The organism is Pseudomonas sp. URMO17WK12:I6 (assembly GCF_003253625.1).
Classification (GTDB): Bacteria; Pseudomonadota; Gammaproteobacteria; order Pseudomonadales; family Pseudomonadaceae; genus Aquipseudomonas.
On record NZ_QKYZ01000011.1, the window covers coordinates 89206 to 107179 of the forward strand.

The following is a 17974-nucleotide window of genomic DNA, read 5'->3' on the forward strand; positions in this document are numbered from 1 at the left end:
AATGAACCTCGACCTGCTCAGCCGCCAACTGATCGACCGCTTCCAGCACGGCATGCCGTTGTGCCCGGAACCTTACAAGGAGATGGCCCGGATTCTCGGTTGCCGCGAGGCCCAGGTGATGGATTGTCTGGAAAAAATGGCTCAGGCCGGCCCCCTCTCACGCATCGGCCCGGTGTTCGAACACAGCCGCGCCGGGGCCAGCACCCTCGCCGCCTTCGCCGTGCCCGCCGAACGTCTGCAACAGGTCGCCGAGCGCGTCAGCCAGTATCCCGAGGTCAACCACAACTACGCACGGGAGCATTTCTACAACCTGTGGTTTGTGCTGACCGGGCCTGATCGCCCCCACATCGAACGTGTTCTCGAACAACTTGAGAACGAAACCGGCCTTGTTCCGCTGGATCTGCCGATGTTGACCGCTTACCGCATCGACCTCGGTTTTGCCTTGGGAGAAGGCCCATGAAGCCGGGATTGAGTCCCGAACAGACACAGGCCTTACGAAGGCACCTGGAAGACGGATTACCGCGTGTTTCGCGCCCCTATCAGGCCCTCGCGGAACGGATAAACGCCGACGAAAACCAGGTGCTCGCGCAGATGCACCAGTGGCACGAACAGGGGCTGTTTCGCCGGGTCGGCCTGGTGCTCAACCATCGCGCCCTGGGCTTTACCGCCAACGCCATGCTGGTGCTGGATGTTCCGGACGCGCTGATCGACGAAGTCGGCCAGCGCCTGGGGCGAGCGTCCGGTATCACCCTCTGCTATCAACGGCCACGGCGCCTGCCGCAGTGGCGCTACAACCTGTTCTGCATGGTTCACGGACGCCAACGCGCGCAGGTCGAGGCGCAGATCCAGGCGTTGCTGGGAGAACACTTGCTGAGTGACCTGCCCCATCAACTGCTGTTCAGCACCCATGCCTTCAAACAATGCGGCGGACGCTTTGTCGCCTCCTCAACGGGAACCAAGCCCCATGGATGATCTTGACCGTCGGTTGATCAACCGCTTGCAACTGGGCCTGCCACTGGTGCGTAACCCCTGGCAGGCGCTGGCCAGCGAACTGGACAGCAGCAGCCCTGAATTGCTCCACCGCCTCCACGAACTGCTCTGTGAAGGAATACTCACGCGCTTCGGCCCGATGTTCGACATCGAACGCCTCGGTGGCGCCTTCACCCTCGCGGCGCTGGCCGTGCCGGAAGAACGGTTCGAAGAGGTCGCCGAGCAACTGCATGCCCTGCCTGAAGTGGCGCACAACTATCGACGCGAACACGCCTGGAACATGTGGTTCGTGCTCGCCTGCGCGACCGAACAAGACGTCACCGAAACCTTGCAATACATCGAAACCCTGACCGGTTTGCCGCTGCTCAACTTGCCTAAAGAGGAGACTTACCATGTCGGTCTGTACTTCCCGGTCTGAAGACACCCTGGCGCACCGGCTGATTGAACTGACCCAGGCCGGCTTGCCGCTGCTGGATGACCCATGGGCCTGGCTCGCCGAACAGCTGGACCTGAGCATCGAATCCACCCTGGATCTGCTCAAGCGCCTGCAGGCCGAGGGCGCGATCCGGCGCATCGCCGCTGTCCCCAACCACTATCGCCTGGGCTATCGCTACAACGGCATGACCGTTTGGGATGTGCGCGACACCGACATGCCGCGCCTCGGCGCGCTGATCGGCGCACAGCCTTTTGTCAGCCACTGTTATCGACGCCCGCGACGAACCGCGTGGCGCTACAACCTGTTCGCCATGGTGCACGGTCGCAGCCGCGAGGAAATCGACAGTTACCGCGAACACCTGCGCTACTTGCTGGGCGACGCCTGTGTCGCCGACGAGATGCTGGTGAGCAGTCGCATCCTGAAAAAAACCGGTGTGCGTTTAATGCCGCTCAGTTCAACGCATACCTTGTAGCAGCTGGCGAAGCCTGCGTTCGGCTGCGAAGCAGTCGTGAAATCAGGCGATACGGTGTTTCAGATAAACCTTGCACACAGGTTATACGACTGCTGCCCAGCCGAACGCAGCCTCGCAAGCTCGACAGCTGCTACGGGCATCAGGCTTGCGTTTGCTTATTGCTTCGCGCTGAACACACCCTGACTCAAGGAGAGTTGCATGTTGAGGATCAGCCAATACCTGCGTGCCCTGACCGGCCAGGTGCCCGCCCCCAGAACCAGCCCACCGGGCAGCAACCGGCCGCCGGTGGTGATCTGGAACCTGCTCAGGCGCTGCAACCTGACCTGCAAACACTGCTACGCCACGTCCGCCGACAGCGTCTTTCGCGACGAACTGGATACGCCCGCCGCGCTGACCGTGATCGACGATCTGCACGATGCCGGCGTGAAGGTATTGATTCTTTCCGGCGGTGAACCCCTGCTGCGTGACGATCTGTTTGTGCTCAGCGCCTATGCCCGCACAAAGGGTTTCTTTGTGGCTTTGTCCACCAACGGCACATTGATCGATGAGCAGAACATCGCGCAGATCCGCGCAGCGAATTTCGATTATGTCGGGATCAGCATCGACGGCCTGGAAGCCACCCATGACGCCTTCCGCCAATTGAAGGGCAGCTTCGCCAGTTCCATGCGGGCGATCCGGCTCTGTCGCGAACAGGGCATTCGCGTCGGCCTGCGCACCACCCTGACCCAGGAGAATCATGCGCAGCTGCCGCAATTACTGGCACTGATGCGCGAATACGACGTGCAGAAGTTTTATCTGTCGCACCTCAACTACAGCGGTCGCGGCAAACGCAGCCGCCAACTCGACGCCCGGCAGCAGATGAGCCGCGAGGCGATGACGCTGATCTTCAAACGGGCCTGGGAGGACATCCAGCACGGTCGCGACAGCGATTTTGTCAGCGGCAACAACGATGCCGACGCCATTCTCCTGCTGCAATGGGTAGGCCTGCATCTACCCGAGCATTACCGGCGCCTGGAACACATGCTCCGCGCCTGGGGCGGCAACGCCTCGGGCAGTGGCATCGCCAACATCGACAACACAGGCGAAGTGCACCCCGACACCTATTGGTGGCAGCACTCGGTGGGCAATGTCCGGCACACGCCGTTTCGCACGCTGTGGCTGGACCGCCCGGACGCCTTGTTGCAGCAACTGCGCGCGCATCCTCGCGCCGTGGGTGGCCGTTGTGGCCAATGCCGCTGGCTCAGCATCTGCAACGGCAATACCCGCACCCGCGCCTGGGCCGAGGGTGATCTCTGGGGCCAGGACCCCGGTTGCCACCTCAGCGATGAAGAAATCGGCGTGTCGCCCTTACCGACCATCCCTTGCGTCATGCACTGAAGCACCCGCCTGGCGAGCCATCTGACAAAGGATGGGGCCGGCCCACCTGATGAAGTACCAAGGACGTCCCATGCATCCATCGATTATTTTACCGGCTGCACTTGAGTCCCCGTTCAGACCGGGCGAAGTTGCCCTGGTCGGCGCTGGCCCCGGCGATCCACGCTTGCTGACCCTGCGCGCCTGGAGCCTGTTGATGCAAGCCGACGCCGTGGTTTACGACCGCCTGATCAGCCCCGAGCTGCTGGCATTGATCCCCCTCACCTGCGCCCGGCATTACGTCGGCAAGGCCAGCGGCTGCCACAGCCTGCCTCAGGATCAGATCAACGAACTACTCGCCGACCTCGCCGATCTGGGGCAGCGTGTGGTCCGGCTCAAAGGTGGCGACCCGTTCATCTTCGGCCGTGGCGCCGAGGAACTGGAGTACCTGCTGCAACGCAACATTGACTGCCAGGTCGTCCCCGGCATTACTGCCGCCTCCGGGTGTAGCGCTTACGCTGGCATTCCACTGACCCATCGGGAGCTGGTCAACTCCTGTCGATTCATCACCGGGCACCTGCAACATGATGGTGAGTTGCAATTACCCTGGAGCAGCCTCGTCGACAGCAGCCAGACCCTGGTGTTTTACATGGGGTTATCCAATCTCGGGATTATCGCCCAGCGCTTGATCGAAGCTGGAATGCCCGCCGAGACACCGGCGGCGCTGATCAGCAATGGCACGCGTCCCGACCAGCATGTTGCACGAGGCAGGCTGCACCAATTGCCGACCCTGGCGCGGGAATGCCCACCTGGCATTCCGACGCTTGCGGTGATCGGCAAAGTGGTCGATCTGTTCGCTGCCCAACAACAGGAATTCCCGGCGCGCTTTTACCCCGCAGCGCTGCAACGCCAGCGCAAGGTGGCGATATGAGGCGCATGGTGCTTGGCCCATTGTTATGGATCGGTGCGGCTCACGCCGGTGCAGCGACTCCGCCCTCCGACGTGGCCGCCAACCTCTACCAACAGCATTGCCAGAGCTGCCATGGCGCCAATCGTCTCGGCGGTACGGGACCGGCCTTGCTGCCGGAAAGCCTGAGCCGGATCAAACCCGACGAAATCCGCAGCGTGATCCAGGACGGTCGTCCCGCGAGTCAGATGAGCGGGTATGCCAACGTGTTCAACGCCACGCAGATCGACGCGTTGGTGGACTACCTCCAGCAACCACCCGCCACCCCAACCACCTGGAGCAACGATGACATTCGCGGCAGTCATTCGATTCTCGCCGATATCAACAAACTGCCCGACACACCCCAGCATCGCGCCGATCCCCTGAACCTGTTTGTGGTGGTGGAAGCCGGTGATCATCACATCGACATCCTCGACGGCGACCGCTTTGAAGTGCTGGCTCGGTTCTCTTCGCACTTTGCAGTGCATGGCGGGCCGAAGTTTTCGCCGGACGGACGCTTCGTCTACGTGGCTTCTCGCGATGGCTGGATCAGCCTGTATGACTTGCATAACCTGAAACTGATCGCCGAGGTCCGCGCCGGGCTCAACACCCGCAACCTCGCGGTGAGCAAGGACGGCCGATGGGTGCTGGTGGGCAACTACCTGCCTGGCAACCTGGTGGTGCTCGATGCCCGTGATCTGTCATTGGTCAAAACCATTCCGGCGATCGGCCAGGACGGTACCGCGTCACGGGTCAGCGCGGTCTACACCGCGCCGCCACGGGACAGCTTCATCGTAGCGCTCAAGGACGTGAAGGAAGTCTGGGAACTGCCCTGCACCGGCACACCGGATTTCGAACCGCGACGGATCCACGCCGAAGATATGCTGGACGACTTTTCCTTTTCACCGGACTACAAGCAACTGCTGGCCACGTCGCGCGCGGCCAAGGGCGGTCAGGTGATCGACCTCGACAGTGGCAAGGTGGTCACCGACATTCCACTGCCGGGCATGCCGCACCTGGGGTCCGGGACCTACTGGAAACGTAACGGTGAGTGGGTGTTCGCCACGCCGAACATCAGCAAGGGCCTGATCTCGGTCATCGACTTCAAGACCTGGAAACTGCTCAAGGAAATACCGACCCTGGGGCCGGGCTTCTTCATGCGCAGCCACGTCAACTCGCGGTATGCCTGGACCGACGTGTTCTTCGGCCCCGACAACGATGCGATCCACCTGATCGACAAACAGACCCTGGAAATCGCTCACACCCTGCGCCCGATGCCCGGAAAGACCGCCGCCCACGTCGAATTCACCCGCGACGGTCGCTACCTGCTGCTGAGTATCTGGGCCACTGACGGTGCGCTGATCGTCTACGACAGCAACACCCTCAAGGAGGTCAAACGCCTGCCGATGAACAAGCCGTCGGGTAAGTACAACGTGGGCAATAAAATCGAGTTTGCCGAGGGTACGTCGCACTAGATTTTGTGTCTGAACATCGAAATACACATTGCACTTGTGGCGAGGGAGCTTGCTCCCGCTGGGGCGCGAAGCGGCCCTAAAAGCAGTCACTGCGTACATTCAGATTAAACGCAGGTGCTGATTTTACGACTGCTACGCAGCCGAGCGGGAGCAAGCTCCCTCGCCACAGGGTTTGTGTTCACCTCTTCAGCTCAGGGTATAACCGTTATCGACTTTCCAGTCCTGACCATAAACACCCCGCGCGCCTTGAGACAGCTGAAAAACAATCACGTTGGCCACCGCAGACGCATCGAGGAAATGACCGGGCAGCAGACGTTTGCCGAGGGTGCCGGCAACGTCGTCGAGTTCCCCGTCGCTCAACCCCAGGTTGTCCCACATCGAGGTCGCGGTCGGCCCCGGGGAGACCAGATTGATGCGCACGTCATAACGCGCGAATTCCACCGCCAACGTGCGCGCCTGCGCCGCCAGCGCGGCCTTGCTGGCAATGCAGGCGGCCAGACCGGGAAAACTCGAGCCGGTCAGGAAGCTGCCGACAAACACCACCGAAGCCGGACTCGCCAACTCCCCGCGTAACGCCGCCAGGGTATTCAACGCCCCGGCGCCGTTGACCGCCCACTGACGCTGGAAGGCCGGCATGTCGAGGCTATCGGCCATTTCGGCGATACCCGCGTTGGGCACCAGATAATCCACCTGGCCCAGTGTCGATGCACGTTGGGCCAGCGCCTGCAGGTCATCCTGACAGGTCACGTCACCGGCACACCATTGCAAGCACTCGCCATAGATCTGCTGCAAGGCCGGCAGTTCCCCGATTTTCCGTGACATCGCCAGCACCTTGACCCCGCGCGGCAACAGCGCCGCACACAGGGCCAGGCCTATCCCGGAACTGGCACCCGTGACCACCGCCAAACGATCCTGAAACTCGGTTCTCATCATTTCCTCCTGGCATCGCGGACGCCAGCACTGGGGACTTCAAACGGTACGTGAAAACCGGCCTTTTTGATCAGCGCCCAAATAGGCATCAAACGCCATCGCCGCGCTGCGCATCATCAAATGCCCGTGGGGCAACAACACCAACGCGTCTTTGTGAATCTGCAGCAAGCCATCGCGAACATGCTCGTCCAGTTGCATCAGCGCATCGGCAAAGTAATCGGTAAAGCAGATGTCATGACCCGCTTCAAACTTGCCGAAGTCGATCCGGCCGTGGCACATCAGATCGCTGATCACTTCACGGCGCAGACGATCATCGGCGCTCAACCGGTAACCCCGATGCACAGGCAACAAGCCTTGATCAATGCGGGCGTAGTACTGCGATAGCTCCTTGACGCTCTGGCTGTAGCTGTCGCCGACCTTGCCGATGGAGGACACCCCGAGACCGATCAAATCGCAGTCGGCATGGGTGGAATAACCCTGGAAATTGCGTTGCAACGTGCCATTGGCCCGGGCCAACGCCAACTCATCGTCCGGCAAGGCAAAATTGTCCATGCCGATATAGATATAACCGGCCTCAGTCAGACGACGGACAGTCAGTTCAAGCAATTCCAGTTTGCGCTCCGGTGGCGGCATGTCGGCCGAACGAATCAGCCGTTGTGCGCGCACCAGTTCCGGCAGATGGGCGTAGCTGTAGGCGGCAATCCGGTCCGGACGCAGCGCGATGATTTTGCCGAGGGTGACATCGAAACTCTCCACGGTTTGCAATGGCAGGCCGTAAATCAGATCGACACTGATCGATTTGAATCGCGCCTGGCGTGCCGCAGCGACCAGCGCATAGATTTGCTCTTCACTTTGCTGCCGATTGACCGCTGCCTGCACGTCGGGATCGAAGTCCTGTACGCCAAAGCTCAAACGATTGAACCCCAACTGACGCAACAACTGGATCTGTTGCGTACTGATGGTGCGAGGGTCGACCTCGATGGAAAACTCATGGTCATCGCTGTCATCCATGTCGAATGCCTGGTGCAGGCAGTCCATCAGGTCAGCCAGTTGCTCGCCGGTCAAATAGGTCGGCGTGCCACCTCCCAGGTGCAGTTGCGTGAGTTTGCGAGTGCGGTCGAACAAGGCAGCTTGCATCACGATTTCGCGCTTGAGGTACGTCAGGTACTCGACGGCGCGGTGGGTTTTCCGGGTAATGATTTTGTTGCAGGCGCAGTAGTAACAAAGGCTCTTGCAGAATGGGATGTGGATGTACACCGACAGCGATTTTGGCGTTGTCGCCTGGTTGCTGTCCGAGGCCGCACGCTGATAGTCATCGACGGCGAATGCCTGATGAAACTGCGGCGCGGTCGGGTAAGAGGTATAGCGCGGCCCCGGGAGGTCATACTTTTCGACCAGGGCGCGATTGAAATCAAATGAAGTTGTCATGATCAATCCATTCGTAATGGGGTTCATGCCCCGCACCGTCCGAATCCTTTTCAAACAGGTTGCAGACGGCATCCACGTGCGGCCGACCGGCCGGAAGAATGCTGATGAAGCGGTCAGACAGTTCGATCAACCCGTCACGGCTCAATTGCTCCAGCACAGGCCAGGCGGTGAAAAAGTACTGGCGAAAAATGACTCCATGACGCCTCTCGATTGCCTGGATATCCAGCTCCAGATCACACGCCAGGCGTTCCATGACCATGTGCCTGACCTGATCCCCTTCCTCACAGCGCCAGCCACGACTCGTCGGCAGTTGGTCCATGTCCAGTTGCTGCTGGTACCGTTCCAGTTCGTCGGTGTTTTGCGCATACAAACCGTCGATCTGACTGATAGCGCCCAAACCGAACCCGATATGGTCGCAATGCCCGTGACGGGTAAACCCCTCACAATTGCGACGTAATCGACCGCGCTCCTGAGCAATCGCCAAATCGTCATCGGGTCGGACAAACTGCCCCAGGCCAATGTAGTGATAACCGGCGCCGATCAAATGTTCAAAGCAGATCCGGCGCATGGCGCCTTTATCTTCCTCGCTGCAAAACGCCCCGATTGTGTCTGCAGTCTTTGGCCGATAGCGTTGGGGTGGCCGGGCATAGTCAAACACCAGCAGCCGGTCCGGCTCCAGTTCGATGATGGTCGCCAGTTTCAGCGCAAAACTTTCTGGCGTCTGCCAGGTATGGCCATAACCCAGATCGACATTGATGGATCGATAGCCGAAGGTACGAGCGGCATCGATAAGCGAATGGATCGGTGCCGGATTCTGGTAGCAGGCCACCGACATCGCACGGTCGGCACCGATGTCCGGAACGCCGATGCTGACATGGTTGAACCCCAGGTCACGCAGCATGCCCATGGTCGACCAATCCGTATGGTGAAGGTCCACTTCTATGCTGTAGTCACCGCACTCATGTCCAAGAAAGTTGAATCGGCCACGAAGGTGATTCATCAGCCGTCTCAGTTGGGCGATGGCGGGTGTTCCGCCCCCCAGATGGAACTGCTCGACCCGCTGCCCGGCTCCCAGATGACAACCGACGAGGTCGATCTCATGTTGCAGACGCTGAAGATAGTGTTCGACACCACTGTGCTCGCATGAAGTTTCGCGAGGGGACCACAAGGCACGCTTGAGGTTAGAAGGCAGTTGCACGTTCAGCGACAGCGGACGGCACTTCTGACGGCTGACGCGCAATGCACGATGCAAATCCAGAGAGCCGATGCCGTCGTGAAATTTTTCAGTGTCGACATGGCCGTTGGGGTCGAGCACGCCTTGATCGCACCGGACGTTCAGCTCTCCAGGGCTGTGAAACGAATTGAGCATAACGGGTCTCCGAGACTGGCTGCGGACCGCCAGTGTCGGAGCCTGGCGACCCATGCTCCTTGATTTGCATCAAGCGCGAGCAAAGTGCTTGTCGCGCAACGGACACCAGGCATGCCCAGTCACCACGTCAGGTAAAACATCCACTTGGCCAACAGCACAATGACAACCATGTGGCAGAACAGGCTGCCATGGATGAAATGCAGGTATCGAGCACTCATCCGGCCACTTTTGAACAAAAACATGGCGACCAGGAAATGCAGCAGTACGCTGACGGCCACCACGATTTTCAACATCAGCAACGTGCCAAACGATGAGGCCATTGGTGTGGCAAGGACCGGTAAATAGCGCAGCCAGACCATCCCCAACCCGGCACCGAACAACACCAGCAAGACCCATGGAATCAAGGTGCGTGCACGTCGACCGACACCCTGCTCGACCAGTAACATGACCTTGACCGGCAGTTGTTTGCGGATACTTTCAAGGAACAGGACTTCGAAGAATACCGTGCCGATGAAAATCATCGCGGCAAACAGGTGCAACGTCAGAAACAGCGGATAGAGCATGGGATTCTCGCTCTCAATACAGCTGAACACGTTCCACTCACCGCGAGGGAAACGTCACTCCCATCGTTGCGCCGCCTCGCGATCACTGTGGCGAGCCTCGACCCAATGGGAACTCTCGGCCACCTGTTCTTTCTTCCAGAATGGCGCTCGGGTTTTCAGGTAATCCATTACAAACGCACAGGCATCAAAAGCCGCTTGACGATGACTGCTGCTGACGCCGACAAAGACAATGGGGTCTCCCGGTTGCAGCGCGCCGATTCGATGGATCAGCACCAGTCCGAGCAACGGCCAGCGCTGCCGGGCTTCGTCGGCGATCTTGCCCAGGACCTTTTCGGTCATACCGGGGTAATGTTCAAGAAACATCCCGGCGACTTCTTGTCCGACGTTGGTGTCACGTACATACCCGACAAAACTCACCACGGCACCGACATTCAGGCTCAAAGCCTGCAGGGCATTGATTTCGGTGCCGGGTTCGAAGCGCTCTGTCTGCACTCGAATCATCGAATCACCCTCCCGTTACGGTTGGGAAAAAACCCACTTCATCACCGTCTATCAACGGCTCATCGAGCCCACACATGTCCTGATTGCGGGCACACATGAGGTTCTGTTCGGCCAGCACCTGCCAGACGCCAGAACGATGTATCAGGTGCTGACGCAACTGATCGACAGAAGTGAAATCACCTTCAATCGTTTCATCGTCAAGGCCAAGCGTTTCGCGGTACCGCGAGAAATACAAAACATTCAGCTTCATTGTTGCGGCGCCTGATACCAGCCACTTTTACCACCCTGCTTCTCCAACAGCCGCACCGATTCGATACTCATGCCCCGGTCCACGGCCTTGCACATGTCATACAGGGTCAAGGCCGCCACACTGGCGGCGGTCAGTGCCTCCATCTCGACGCCGGTCTGTCCGGACAGCTTGCACCGAGAAACAATGCGTACGCGTTGGTCACCTTCAAAACTCAACTCAACGTTAACACTGCTCAGAAGCAGCGGATGACAGAGCGGAATCAACTCGCTCGTGCGTTTGGCCGCCTGAATGCCGGCGATCCGCGCTACCGCAAATACATCACCTTTAGGGTGAGCACCACTGGCAATCAGTTGTCGGGTCTCGGCAAGCATATGAACCCATGCCTCAGCCACGGCTTCTCGGGACGTCACGCATTTATCCGTAACATCGACCATTCGCACGCGTCCCAGTGAGTCGAGGTGAGTCAGCATCAATTCAGTCATGAGCAATAAGCCTTGCGCTACCAACAGTCGGTTTCAGCGCAGAATACAGCGCAGGCCGACACAGGCGGTTGACGTCAATCAAGTAATCCAGACAAGGCCATTCCTACAACCTTGCGTAAACCTGGATGTCGAGGACGGACCTGGAAAAAAATCTAAGCGGGACCCGATTTCCAACGAGCAAAATTTATGTAACTCATTGTTGTTAAATATAATTTTAAAAAAATCACTCACATTTTCCTGGCGTCTGCCGATGGCTTTTTTACCGGACCCAGGGAGCTGCAGGAATGAGGAACAACCAACCCGTTACGCAACGTGAGGTCGCGCTTGCACCTCAACAGAAACTCATCTCGACAACAGATGCTCGAGGAGTCATCACTTACTGCAATGACGCCTTCGTAGAAATCAGTGGCTTCGACAGAGCCGACCTGATTGGCGCACCGCAAAATATCGTCCGCCATCCCGATGTGCCTCCTGCCGTATTCGCCCATATGTGGGGCGCTCTTAAGCAAGGCAACCCGTGGATGGGCATTGTCAAAAACCGCTCCAGAAACGGTGACCATTACTGGGTCAATGCCTACGTCACACCGATTTTCGAAGGCAGCCAAGTGGTTGGCTATGAATCAGTCAGGGTCAAACCCACTGCCGAACAAGTTCACCGCGCCGAATCCCTCTACAAGCGCATCAGTCAGGGCAAGGCGGCCATCCCCGCGCGTGACAAGTGGCAACCGGCCCTGCTTGGCTGGCTGCCATTCCTGGCTATGGGCTTGGCGGGGGCTTTGAGTGGTGTCTTACTCAACACCTTCCTGGCCATTGCCATCACCGCAGCAGTCTCTGCACCGCTCGGACTGATCGTCACGCGCTGGCAAAAACAGGGGACATTACGCTTGCTACAGATGGCTGAACCCTCCACCTCCGATCAACTGATCGCGAAAATGTACAGCGACGAGTGTGGCCCTCAGGCACGCCTTGAAACGGCCTTTGTGAGCCAGGCCGCGCGCCTGAAGACCTGTCTTACACGTCTGCAGGACACTGCGGAGCAACTCAGCGGACTAGCCGGGAGGTCCGACGTATTGGCCGCCGACAGCTCACGGGGTCTTGATCGCCAGCGTGTCGAAACCGAACAAGTGTCCGCAGCGGTCAATCAGATGGCGGCGACCACACAAGAAGTCGCCAGCCATGTCCAACGCACCGCTGACGCCTCCCAAGAAGCTAACTTGCTGACCGGACGCGGACGCGATGTGGCCCGAGATACCCGCGAAGCGATCCAGCGACTGTCCGCAGTGGTTGGCGAAACCGGGCAGACGGTCGCGCAGTTGGCCAAGGACAGCAATGAAATCGGAACCGTGGTCGATGTCATCAAAGGCATTGCCGATCAAACCAACCTACTGGCCCTGAATGCCGCGATCGAAGCTGCCCGCGCTGGTGATATGGGTCGAGGCTTCGCCGTGGTGGCGGACGAGGTGCGTCAGTTGGCGCAGCGCACCTCTGAATCCACGACGCAAATCCATGGCCTGATAACCAAGCTCCAGATGTCTTCCGATAACGCCGTGCAAACAATGGAAAGTGGTCGCCGTCAGGCCGAAGAAGGTGTGACGTGGGTGCTTGAGGCAGACAAAGCATTGGTAGGTATCAGTGAAGCGGTCGCCAACATCACTGATATGACAACCCAAATTGCAGCGGCCACTGAAGAGCAAACCGCCGTTGCAGAGGAAATCAGCCGTAATATCACCACCATCGCGCACCTGGCAGATCAGACATCAGAGCAGGCCCATCATTCGGCAGAGTTAAGCAAGGAGTTGACCCGGACGGCCAATACTCAGTACTCATTGGTCGAGCGCTTTAATCGATAACCAGAGGTGTTTGAGCTGACCGAAGAAGCTCGTAGTTGACCGGCGAAAATACGGGAGAGCACCGACCTCAAGTGGTTTGCGCCACAATCGGCATGGGGACGGCCTTCATAGGTCGTTCCCCTGCCACACTACCCGGCTCATCGAGATTGGCACCATGGTTCATGCCAGATGCAAGTTTTCTCTCTTGCTGAATGCCGAGCGTGCCATGCCACAGTCCATCAAAAATGCTGAAGCGAAATTCCGTCGTCCGGTGCTGGCCATTCTGGTGGTTTCTCTGGTCACCAGTTGGGTGAGCAGCAGAAAGTCGCCGATGCCTTTTTTGCCGCAGGTCGACACAGCAGCGTTTTACCGTACGCCAAGTCATTAATGCCCGGGCATTGGACTGCGTGGACGTTTTACATCGCGTTTTCGCCTTACCGCGTCAGGGCTGATAATGCAGCTCGATTGAGGCAATCGGGGCGTACGCAGTAATAGACTGATTTCCTCTGCGCTGACCGCTCTGCTGAAAAAGTGGCCCTGAATTTCATCGCAGCCGTTTTCACGCAGGAAGGTTTGCTGCTCTTCGGTTTCGACACCTTCGGCTATGACCTTGAGGTTCAGTTGGTGCCCCAACGAAATCACTGCGGTAGCGATGGCTTTGTCGTTCTCGTTGTCGGGCAGATCGTGCACGAAAGACTGGTCGATCTTGAGTCTTGCGATGGGGAAGCTTTTCAATGCCGCGAGGCTGGAGTAGCCGGTGCCGAAGTCGTCGATCGACAGACTGATCCCCATTGATTGCAGTTCCTTCATTTTGCTGATGGCTTGCTGAAGGTCTTGCATGATCAGACTTTCGGTCAGCTCCAGCTCAAGGTACATCGGGTCCAGTCCGGTCTCTTGCAAGGCATGCCTCACCCGGTCGATCAGGTCCCTTTCGATGAACTGGCGTGCTGAAATATTCACCGACATGGTGATCGGCGGCCAGCCCGCATCCTGCCAGTCCTTGTTCTGTCTACACGCGGTATGAATCACCCAATCGCCTATGGGCACGATCAACCCGGTCTCTTCGGCCTGCGGAATGAATTTGACTGGAGACACCATGCCGAGTTCGGGATGCTGCCAGCGGATCAGTGCTTCTACGCCGATAATCTGACCTGACTGCAAATCCACCTGTGGCTGGTACAGCAGCAGGAACTCGTCATGGTTGAGTGCGTTTCGTAGCCCGTCTTGCATGGCGAGCTTGCCCTGATCCTTGTTATTCATCTCGCTCGTATAGAACTGGTAACTGTTGCGACCCAGTTCCTTGGCCCGGTACATGGCGGCGTCCGCATTGCTGAGCAACGTGTCGGTATCGCTGCCGTCGGCTGGGTAGGTGGCCAACCCCATGCTGCAGGTGACGTGGAGTGTATGCCCGCTGAGCTGAATCGGCTGCAGGATGGCTTCCTGGATCTTGTGCAGGGCTGGAGTAACGCCGTCGAGGTCTGAGGGCTGGTCGAACAGGATGATCACAAACTCGTCGCCACCCAGTCGCACGACGGTGTCGGTGCGGCGCACACACTCCTGCATGCGCTGGGCGACGGTTTTCAGCAGTACGTCTCCAGCGCTGTGCCCAAGGCTGTCATTCACCAGTTTGAATTTGTCCAGATCGAGAAACACCACCGTCACCAGCCGGCTGTAGCGCTGGGCATAAAGTATTGCCTGCTTGAGACGGTCTTCGAGCAGTGTGCGATTCGGCAGCCCGGTCAGTGCGTCATGGTCGCCCATATAGCGAATGCGCTTTTCGGTCAGTTGGCGTTCTATCGCAATACCGGCAAGAGGTGTCGCCATGTCGATCAGTCGCGTCTCGGTCGAGCTAGGGCTGCGGACGGTGTTGGAATACAAGGCAAACGTACCCAATACCTTTCGCTCATGGGACAGAATCGGCGTCGACCAGCAGGCGCGAAATCCATAGGGCGCAGCGGCTGATCGGTACTCCTCCCACAGCGGGTCCAGCTCGATATCCGTGACGATGACCGGTTCTCGTCGATACACCGCGGTGCCGCAAGAGCCGACGTTTGGACCGATCGCAATCCCGTCAATGAGCTGGTTATAGGCTTTCGGCAAACTGGGGGCAGCCCCGTGCAGCAGGTGTTTGCCATCCTCATCCAGCACCAGGATGGACACCATCATCCCCTCCAGTTGGGACTCGACCAGGTGAGCCAGACTCTCGAGGACTTCTGCAAGCTCGGTGCTCCTGGCGATCAGCTCCAGGACATGACCTTGTCCGGCACGGATGATGGCTTCTTGCTCTAATCGGTTGTTTTGCAGGGCGAGCCGCTCTGTGGCGATACTCAATTGGACCGTCTTTTTTTCCAGCTGAAGACGGTCTTTGAGGAATTGATTCACCGCGCGAGCCATGTTGCCGATCTCGTCTTTCCCATGTTCCACCATCATCAAATGCGTTTTGTCAGTGCGTTCCTGACGCAATTGCCGGCTTATTTCATTCAGGCGCACAAGCACATGACGGCCCATGAAGACCCGGGTCACGAACCAGGCGAACACCAGACTGGCGCCCAACATGATCAGCACCCATTGCTGGCTACGATTTGAGGCCTCGACCAGGCGCTGCACGGCTTCGCGATAGTCTTCGGTGTAAGCACTGGATTGCGCACGGGCCACCGCGACCAGAACCCCGGCCTCATTCTTCAACTCCTCATTGAAGCGCTGGATGACGCTGTGCTGATTGATGAGTCTCAGGCGCAGGGAGAAGAGATCGGGCGTTTCCCCATCAGCGTCGGGTAACTTGCCAGCGGCGCGTGACAGGCGCTCATATCGGATCCGCAGCCGTTGCACGGCATCACTGTCATTAGCCTGCGGCAGATCGAAAAGTAACACCGCCAGTTCCAGGCTGGACCGGGACTTGGTCGCGGTTAACCGGGCAGCGTGATCCTCCAGGGCTTGCTCGAAGGTGACCTCGGTCTGCAACAGGCTTTCTCGCAGTTGCGCAACGATGTTGGCGGTATTGCGGAACATCTGACTCGACTGATGCATGTCGAGTATCGCCTCGCCACTGTTCGCGGCAGTCAGCTCCTGCACCAGTTGATCAAGGGCTTCAAGCTGTTCGACGGTCGCCGCATAGCTTGAACGCAGGGCGTCGGGGGAACGGGTTGTCAGAAGCTGATCGGTCTGGCGTTCGATCAGCAAGGTCCGCTGCACCATGTCTTGCCCATTTTGCATGCGCACCAGTCGTTCATCCGTCAGCTGGCGGGTGGCGCTGTTTGACGTGCGCAACGCGTAGACCGCTGTGGCACCACCCGCCAGGATCAGCAGCGCCAGCGTCAGGAACGCCAGTGTGAACTGTGCGCGCAACGACTGCGGCAATAGCCGGCGTCCGAGCCGGGAAATAACGTCCAATGTCAGGGATTCCATTGGTGGCGATAAATGTCTCGATAACCATTGTCAGGGTCGTACTGGAATTTCTTCCCGCCGTCGAAAGCAATATTGTCGGCATTGACCAAGTGAATCGGTGCTACGAAGCCGCTCACCGGCTGCCCTGCAAACAACCGGTTCAATTCATCCATCACTTGCCAGCCATGCAGGTTGAGCGGCTCGGCCACGGTGACGGTCTGGTAGGTTTTTGCCTGTATGCGCAAGAAAGCCGAAGCGCTGCCATCACCGGCAGATAACAGACTGATGCCGTCACTGGGCATTGCGGCGTTGGTCAATGAGGCAATCGAGTAGTCGAAATAGATATCGTTGATGGCCAGCGTGTGGGTCCAGCGCTTGCCATAGCGCTGAAGCAGCTCCTTGGTGAGCGCCGGCATCTTCTCGCCACTTTCGGAGATCGCCACATCGCGCACTTCCAGCAACGTACATTCTCGACAGGCCCGAATGACGTTTTCCATGGCCTTGGCTTTCGCCATGGCGATGCTGTACTTGGAGTCGGTCAGGATGACCACGCCGGCGTGTCCGTTTGACTGTGCCACTGCCGCCATGGCCGTGAGGCGAGCCACTTCGAGCGGGTCGGTCGTGACGTTCATGGCCACCGGCGTGCCGTCAATCGGCCCGGGGCGTGCCCCGGCGTGCCAGCCAACCACCGGCACATCCCTGTTGGCGAAGAGGATCAGCGCCGCATTGTTCTCAAGGGCATCGGAACCGCACAGAATGAGGCCGTCGGGTTTCTCTGCCAGCGCATCGGAGAAAGCCTTTGCGCGCCCGGCCGATGATCCAGCGCCATCGAATATCTTCAGCGTCCAGCCCATCGCCTTGGCTGCCTCGCGAGCGCCCTGCGCGACACCGACGATGCCTCCGTTACGCAAATCCTCTGCGACAAGGGCGATGCTCTTGCCCCGCTGGGCTTTCGGGCCGGATTCTGGGCCGCTCCAGCGAACGGCTTCAAGGGTGGCCCTGGAAACGATTTCCTGCGCTTGAATCACCGTTACCGTGGCGTTTTCGACACCTGCCGCGGTTGGCAGGTTCTGGCCGTATCCGGGCGTTGCCGTGAAAAGACAGAAAACCGTAATTGAAGCCATCCGGAGTAGCCAGGGCCTGAGTAACCAGGGCCCGATCAGACAGGTTCGATCACCGTATGTAATGCCGGGTGTGGAGCCGATGGCGCGATCATAGTCTGGCATGGCGTCCCTTCTTGCCAAGAGTGCAGCGTTCACTATCCGAAAGGATAGTCGGTTCTGCTGTCATCAGGTCTTCGGTGGTTAAAAGTGCGCGAACTTTAGTTTTACAGTACTCATCCTTTACGCAACTTTGAAAGATGCTCTTCATAAGCACGACTGAATTCGCGCCTGAATAAATTGCGCGGGTACTCACTTTTTAGAATAAAGCCTATAACCAAAGATACTAAATAATGACCTCCGATCACCGATCTTGAAACGCCTCGGTGTTCACCCCACTGGTCGGAGAGTTTCTTGACAAGAATTGAACAGCGCTAACACTTCCTTGAATTGTAAGGATTAGAGA

18 protein-coding genes are annotated in these 17974 nt (G+C 58.5%); 9 read left to right on the plus strand and 9 right to left on the minus strand.

Going from position 1 to position 17974, the window contains the following annotated elements:
- Position 1: 1 nt before the first annotated feature.
- From F475_RS20065 to F475_RS20095, 7 genes are all read left to right on the plus strand, one after another.
- Positions 2–460: an Lrp/AsnC family transcriptional regulator gene (locus F475_RS20065; protein WP_111454567.1), complete on the plus strand. Its 459-nt coding sequence runs from the start codon at positions 2–4 to the stop codon at positions 458–460.
- Positions 457–972, plus strand: a complete 516-nt coding sequence (locus tag F475_RS20070; RefSeq protein ID WP_111454568.1) for an Lrp/AsnC family transcriptional regulator — start codon at positions 457–459, stop codon at positions 970–972. Before F475_RS20065 ends, F475_RS20070 begins: the two co-directional genes overlap by 4 nt.
- Positions 965–1408: an Lrp/AsnC family transcriptional regulator gene (locus F475_RS20075; protein WP_086945734.1), complete on the plus strand. Its 444-nt coding sequence runs from the start codon at positions 965–967 to the stop codon at positions 1406–1408. The genes F475_RS20070 and F475_RS20075 overlap by 8 nt, the downstream gene beginning before the upstream one ends.
- Positions 1383–1898 (plus strand): Lrp/AsnC family transcriptional regulator, encoded by a 516-nt coding sequence (locus F475_RS20080; RefSeq protein WP_018927776.1) that lies wholly within the window; start codon positions 1383–1385, stop codon positions 1896–1898. The genes F475_RS20075 and F475_RS20080 overlap by 26 nt, the downstream gene beginning before the upstream one ends.
- A gap of 198 nt (positions 1899–2096) precedes the next feature.
- Positions 2097–3275, plus strand: coding sequence for a heme d1 biosynthesis radical SAM protein NirJ (gene nirJ / locus F475_RS20085; RefSeq protein ID WP_111454569.1), 1179 nt, complete (start codon positions 2097–2099; stop codon positions 3273–3275).
- A gap of 70 nt (positions 3276–3345) precedes the next feature.
- A complete protein-coding gene (gene cobA / locus F475_RS20090) occupies positions 3346–4182 on the plus strand; it encodes a uroporphyrinogen-III C-methyltransferase (protein WP_018927774.1) in 837 nt (278 codons plus the stop codon).
- A complete protein-coding gene (locus F475_RS20095) occupies positions 4179–5672 on the plus strand; it encodes a cytochrome D1 domain-containing protein (protein WP_111454570.1) in 1494 nt (497 codons plus the stop codon). The genes cobA and F475_RS20095 overlap by 4 nt, the downstream gene beginning before the upstream one ends.
- Positions 5673–5858: 186 nt before the next feature.
- Here F475_RS20095 and F475_RS20100 read toward each other — a convergent pair whose 3' ends face one another.
- The 7 genes from F475_RS20100 to moaC form a co-directional block, all read right to left on the minus strand.
- On the minus strand, positions 5859–6602 hold the full coding sequence (locus tag F475_RS20100; protein WP_111454571.1) for an SDR family NAD(P)-dependent oxidoreductase: 744 nt from the start codon (positions 6600–6602) through the stop codon (positions 5859–5861).
- 39 nt (positions 6603–6641) lie between these two features.
- Positions 6642–8030 (minus strand): oxygen-independent coproporphyrinogen III oxidase, encoded by a 1389-nt coding sequence (gene hemN, locus F475_RS20105; protein ID WP_111454572.1) that lies wholly within the window; start codon positions 8028–8030, stop codon positions 6642–6644.
- Positions 8014–9399 (minus strand): coproporphyrinogen III oxidase, encoded by a 1386-nt coding sequence (locus tag F475_RS20110; protein WP_111454573.1) that lies wholly within the window; start codon positions 9397–9399, stop codon positions 8014–8016. The genes hemN and F475_RS20110 overlap by 17 nt, the downstream gene beginning before the upstream one ends.
- Positions 9400–9518: 119 nt before the next feature.
- Positions 9519–9962: a CopD family copper resistance protein gene (locus F475_RS20115; RefSeq protein ID WP_018927767.1), complete on the minus strand. Its 444-nt coding sequence runs from the start codon at positions 9960–9962 to the stop codon at positions 9519–9521.
- 54 nt (positions 9963–10016) lie between these two features.
- A complete protein-coding gene (gene moaE, locus F475_RS20120) occupies positions 10017–10463 on the minus strand; it encodes a molybdopterin synthase catalytic subunit MoaE (RefSeq protein WP_018927766.1) in 447 nt (148 codons plus the stop codon).
- Positions 10464–10467: 4 nt separating this feature from the next.
- On the minus strand, positions 10468–10713 hold the full coding sequence (locus F475_RS20125; RefSeq protein ID WP_018927765.1) for a MoaD/ThiS family protein: 246 nt from the start codon (positions 10711–10713) through the stop codon (positions 10468–10470).
- Complete coding sequence (gene moaC / locus F475_RS20130; RefSeq protein WP_026286545.1) at positions 10710–11183, minus strand: cyclic pyranopterin monophosphate synthase MoaC; 474 nt, start codon at positions 11181–11183, stop codon at positions 10710–10712. The genes F475_RS20125 and moaC overlap by 4 nt, the downstream gene beginning before the upstream one ends.
- Positions 11184–11479: 296 nt before the next feature.
- Here moaC and F475_RS20135 point away from each other — a divergent pair, with 296 nt between their 5' ends.
- Positions 11480–13045 carry a PAS domain-containing methyl-accepting chemotaxis protein gene (locus F475_RS20135; RefSeq protein WP_111454574.1) on the plus strand — a complete coding sequence of 522 codons (1566 nt, stop codon included), beginning with the start codon at positions 11480–11482 and terminating at the stop codon, positions 13043–13045.
- 154 nt (positions 13046–13199) lie between these two features.
- Complete coding sequence (locus F475_RS20140; RefSeq protein ID WP_111454575.1) at positions 13200–13412, plus strand: hypothetical protein; 213 nt, start codon at positions 13200–13202, stop codon at positions 13410–13412.
- Here F475_RS20140 and F475_RS20145 read toward each other — a convergent pair.
- Both F475_RS20145 and F475_RS20150 read right to left on the minus strand, forming a co-directional pair.
- A complete protein-coding gene (locus F475_RS20145) occupies positions 13409–16429 on the minus strand; it encodes an EAL domain-containing protein (RefSeq protein WP_111454576.1) in 3021 nt (1006 codons plus the stop codon). The two genes, F475_RS20140 and F475_RS20145, sit on opposite strands and share 4 nt — an antisense overlap.
- Positions 16417–17436, minus strand: a complete 1020-nt coding sequence (locus F475_RS20150; protein ID WP_018927759.1) for a substrate-binding domain-containing protein — start codon at positions 17434–17436, stop codon at positions 16417–16419. Before F475_RS20150 ends, F475_RS20145 begins: the two co-directional genes overlap by 13 nt.
- Positions 17437–17974: the final 538 nt, after the last annotated feature.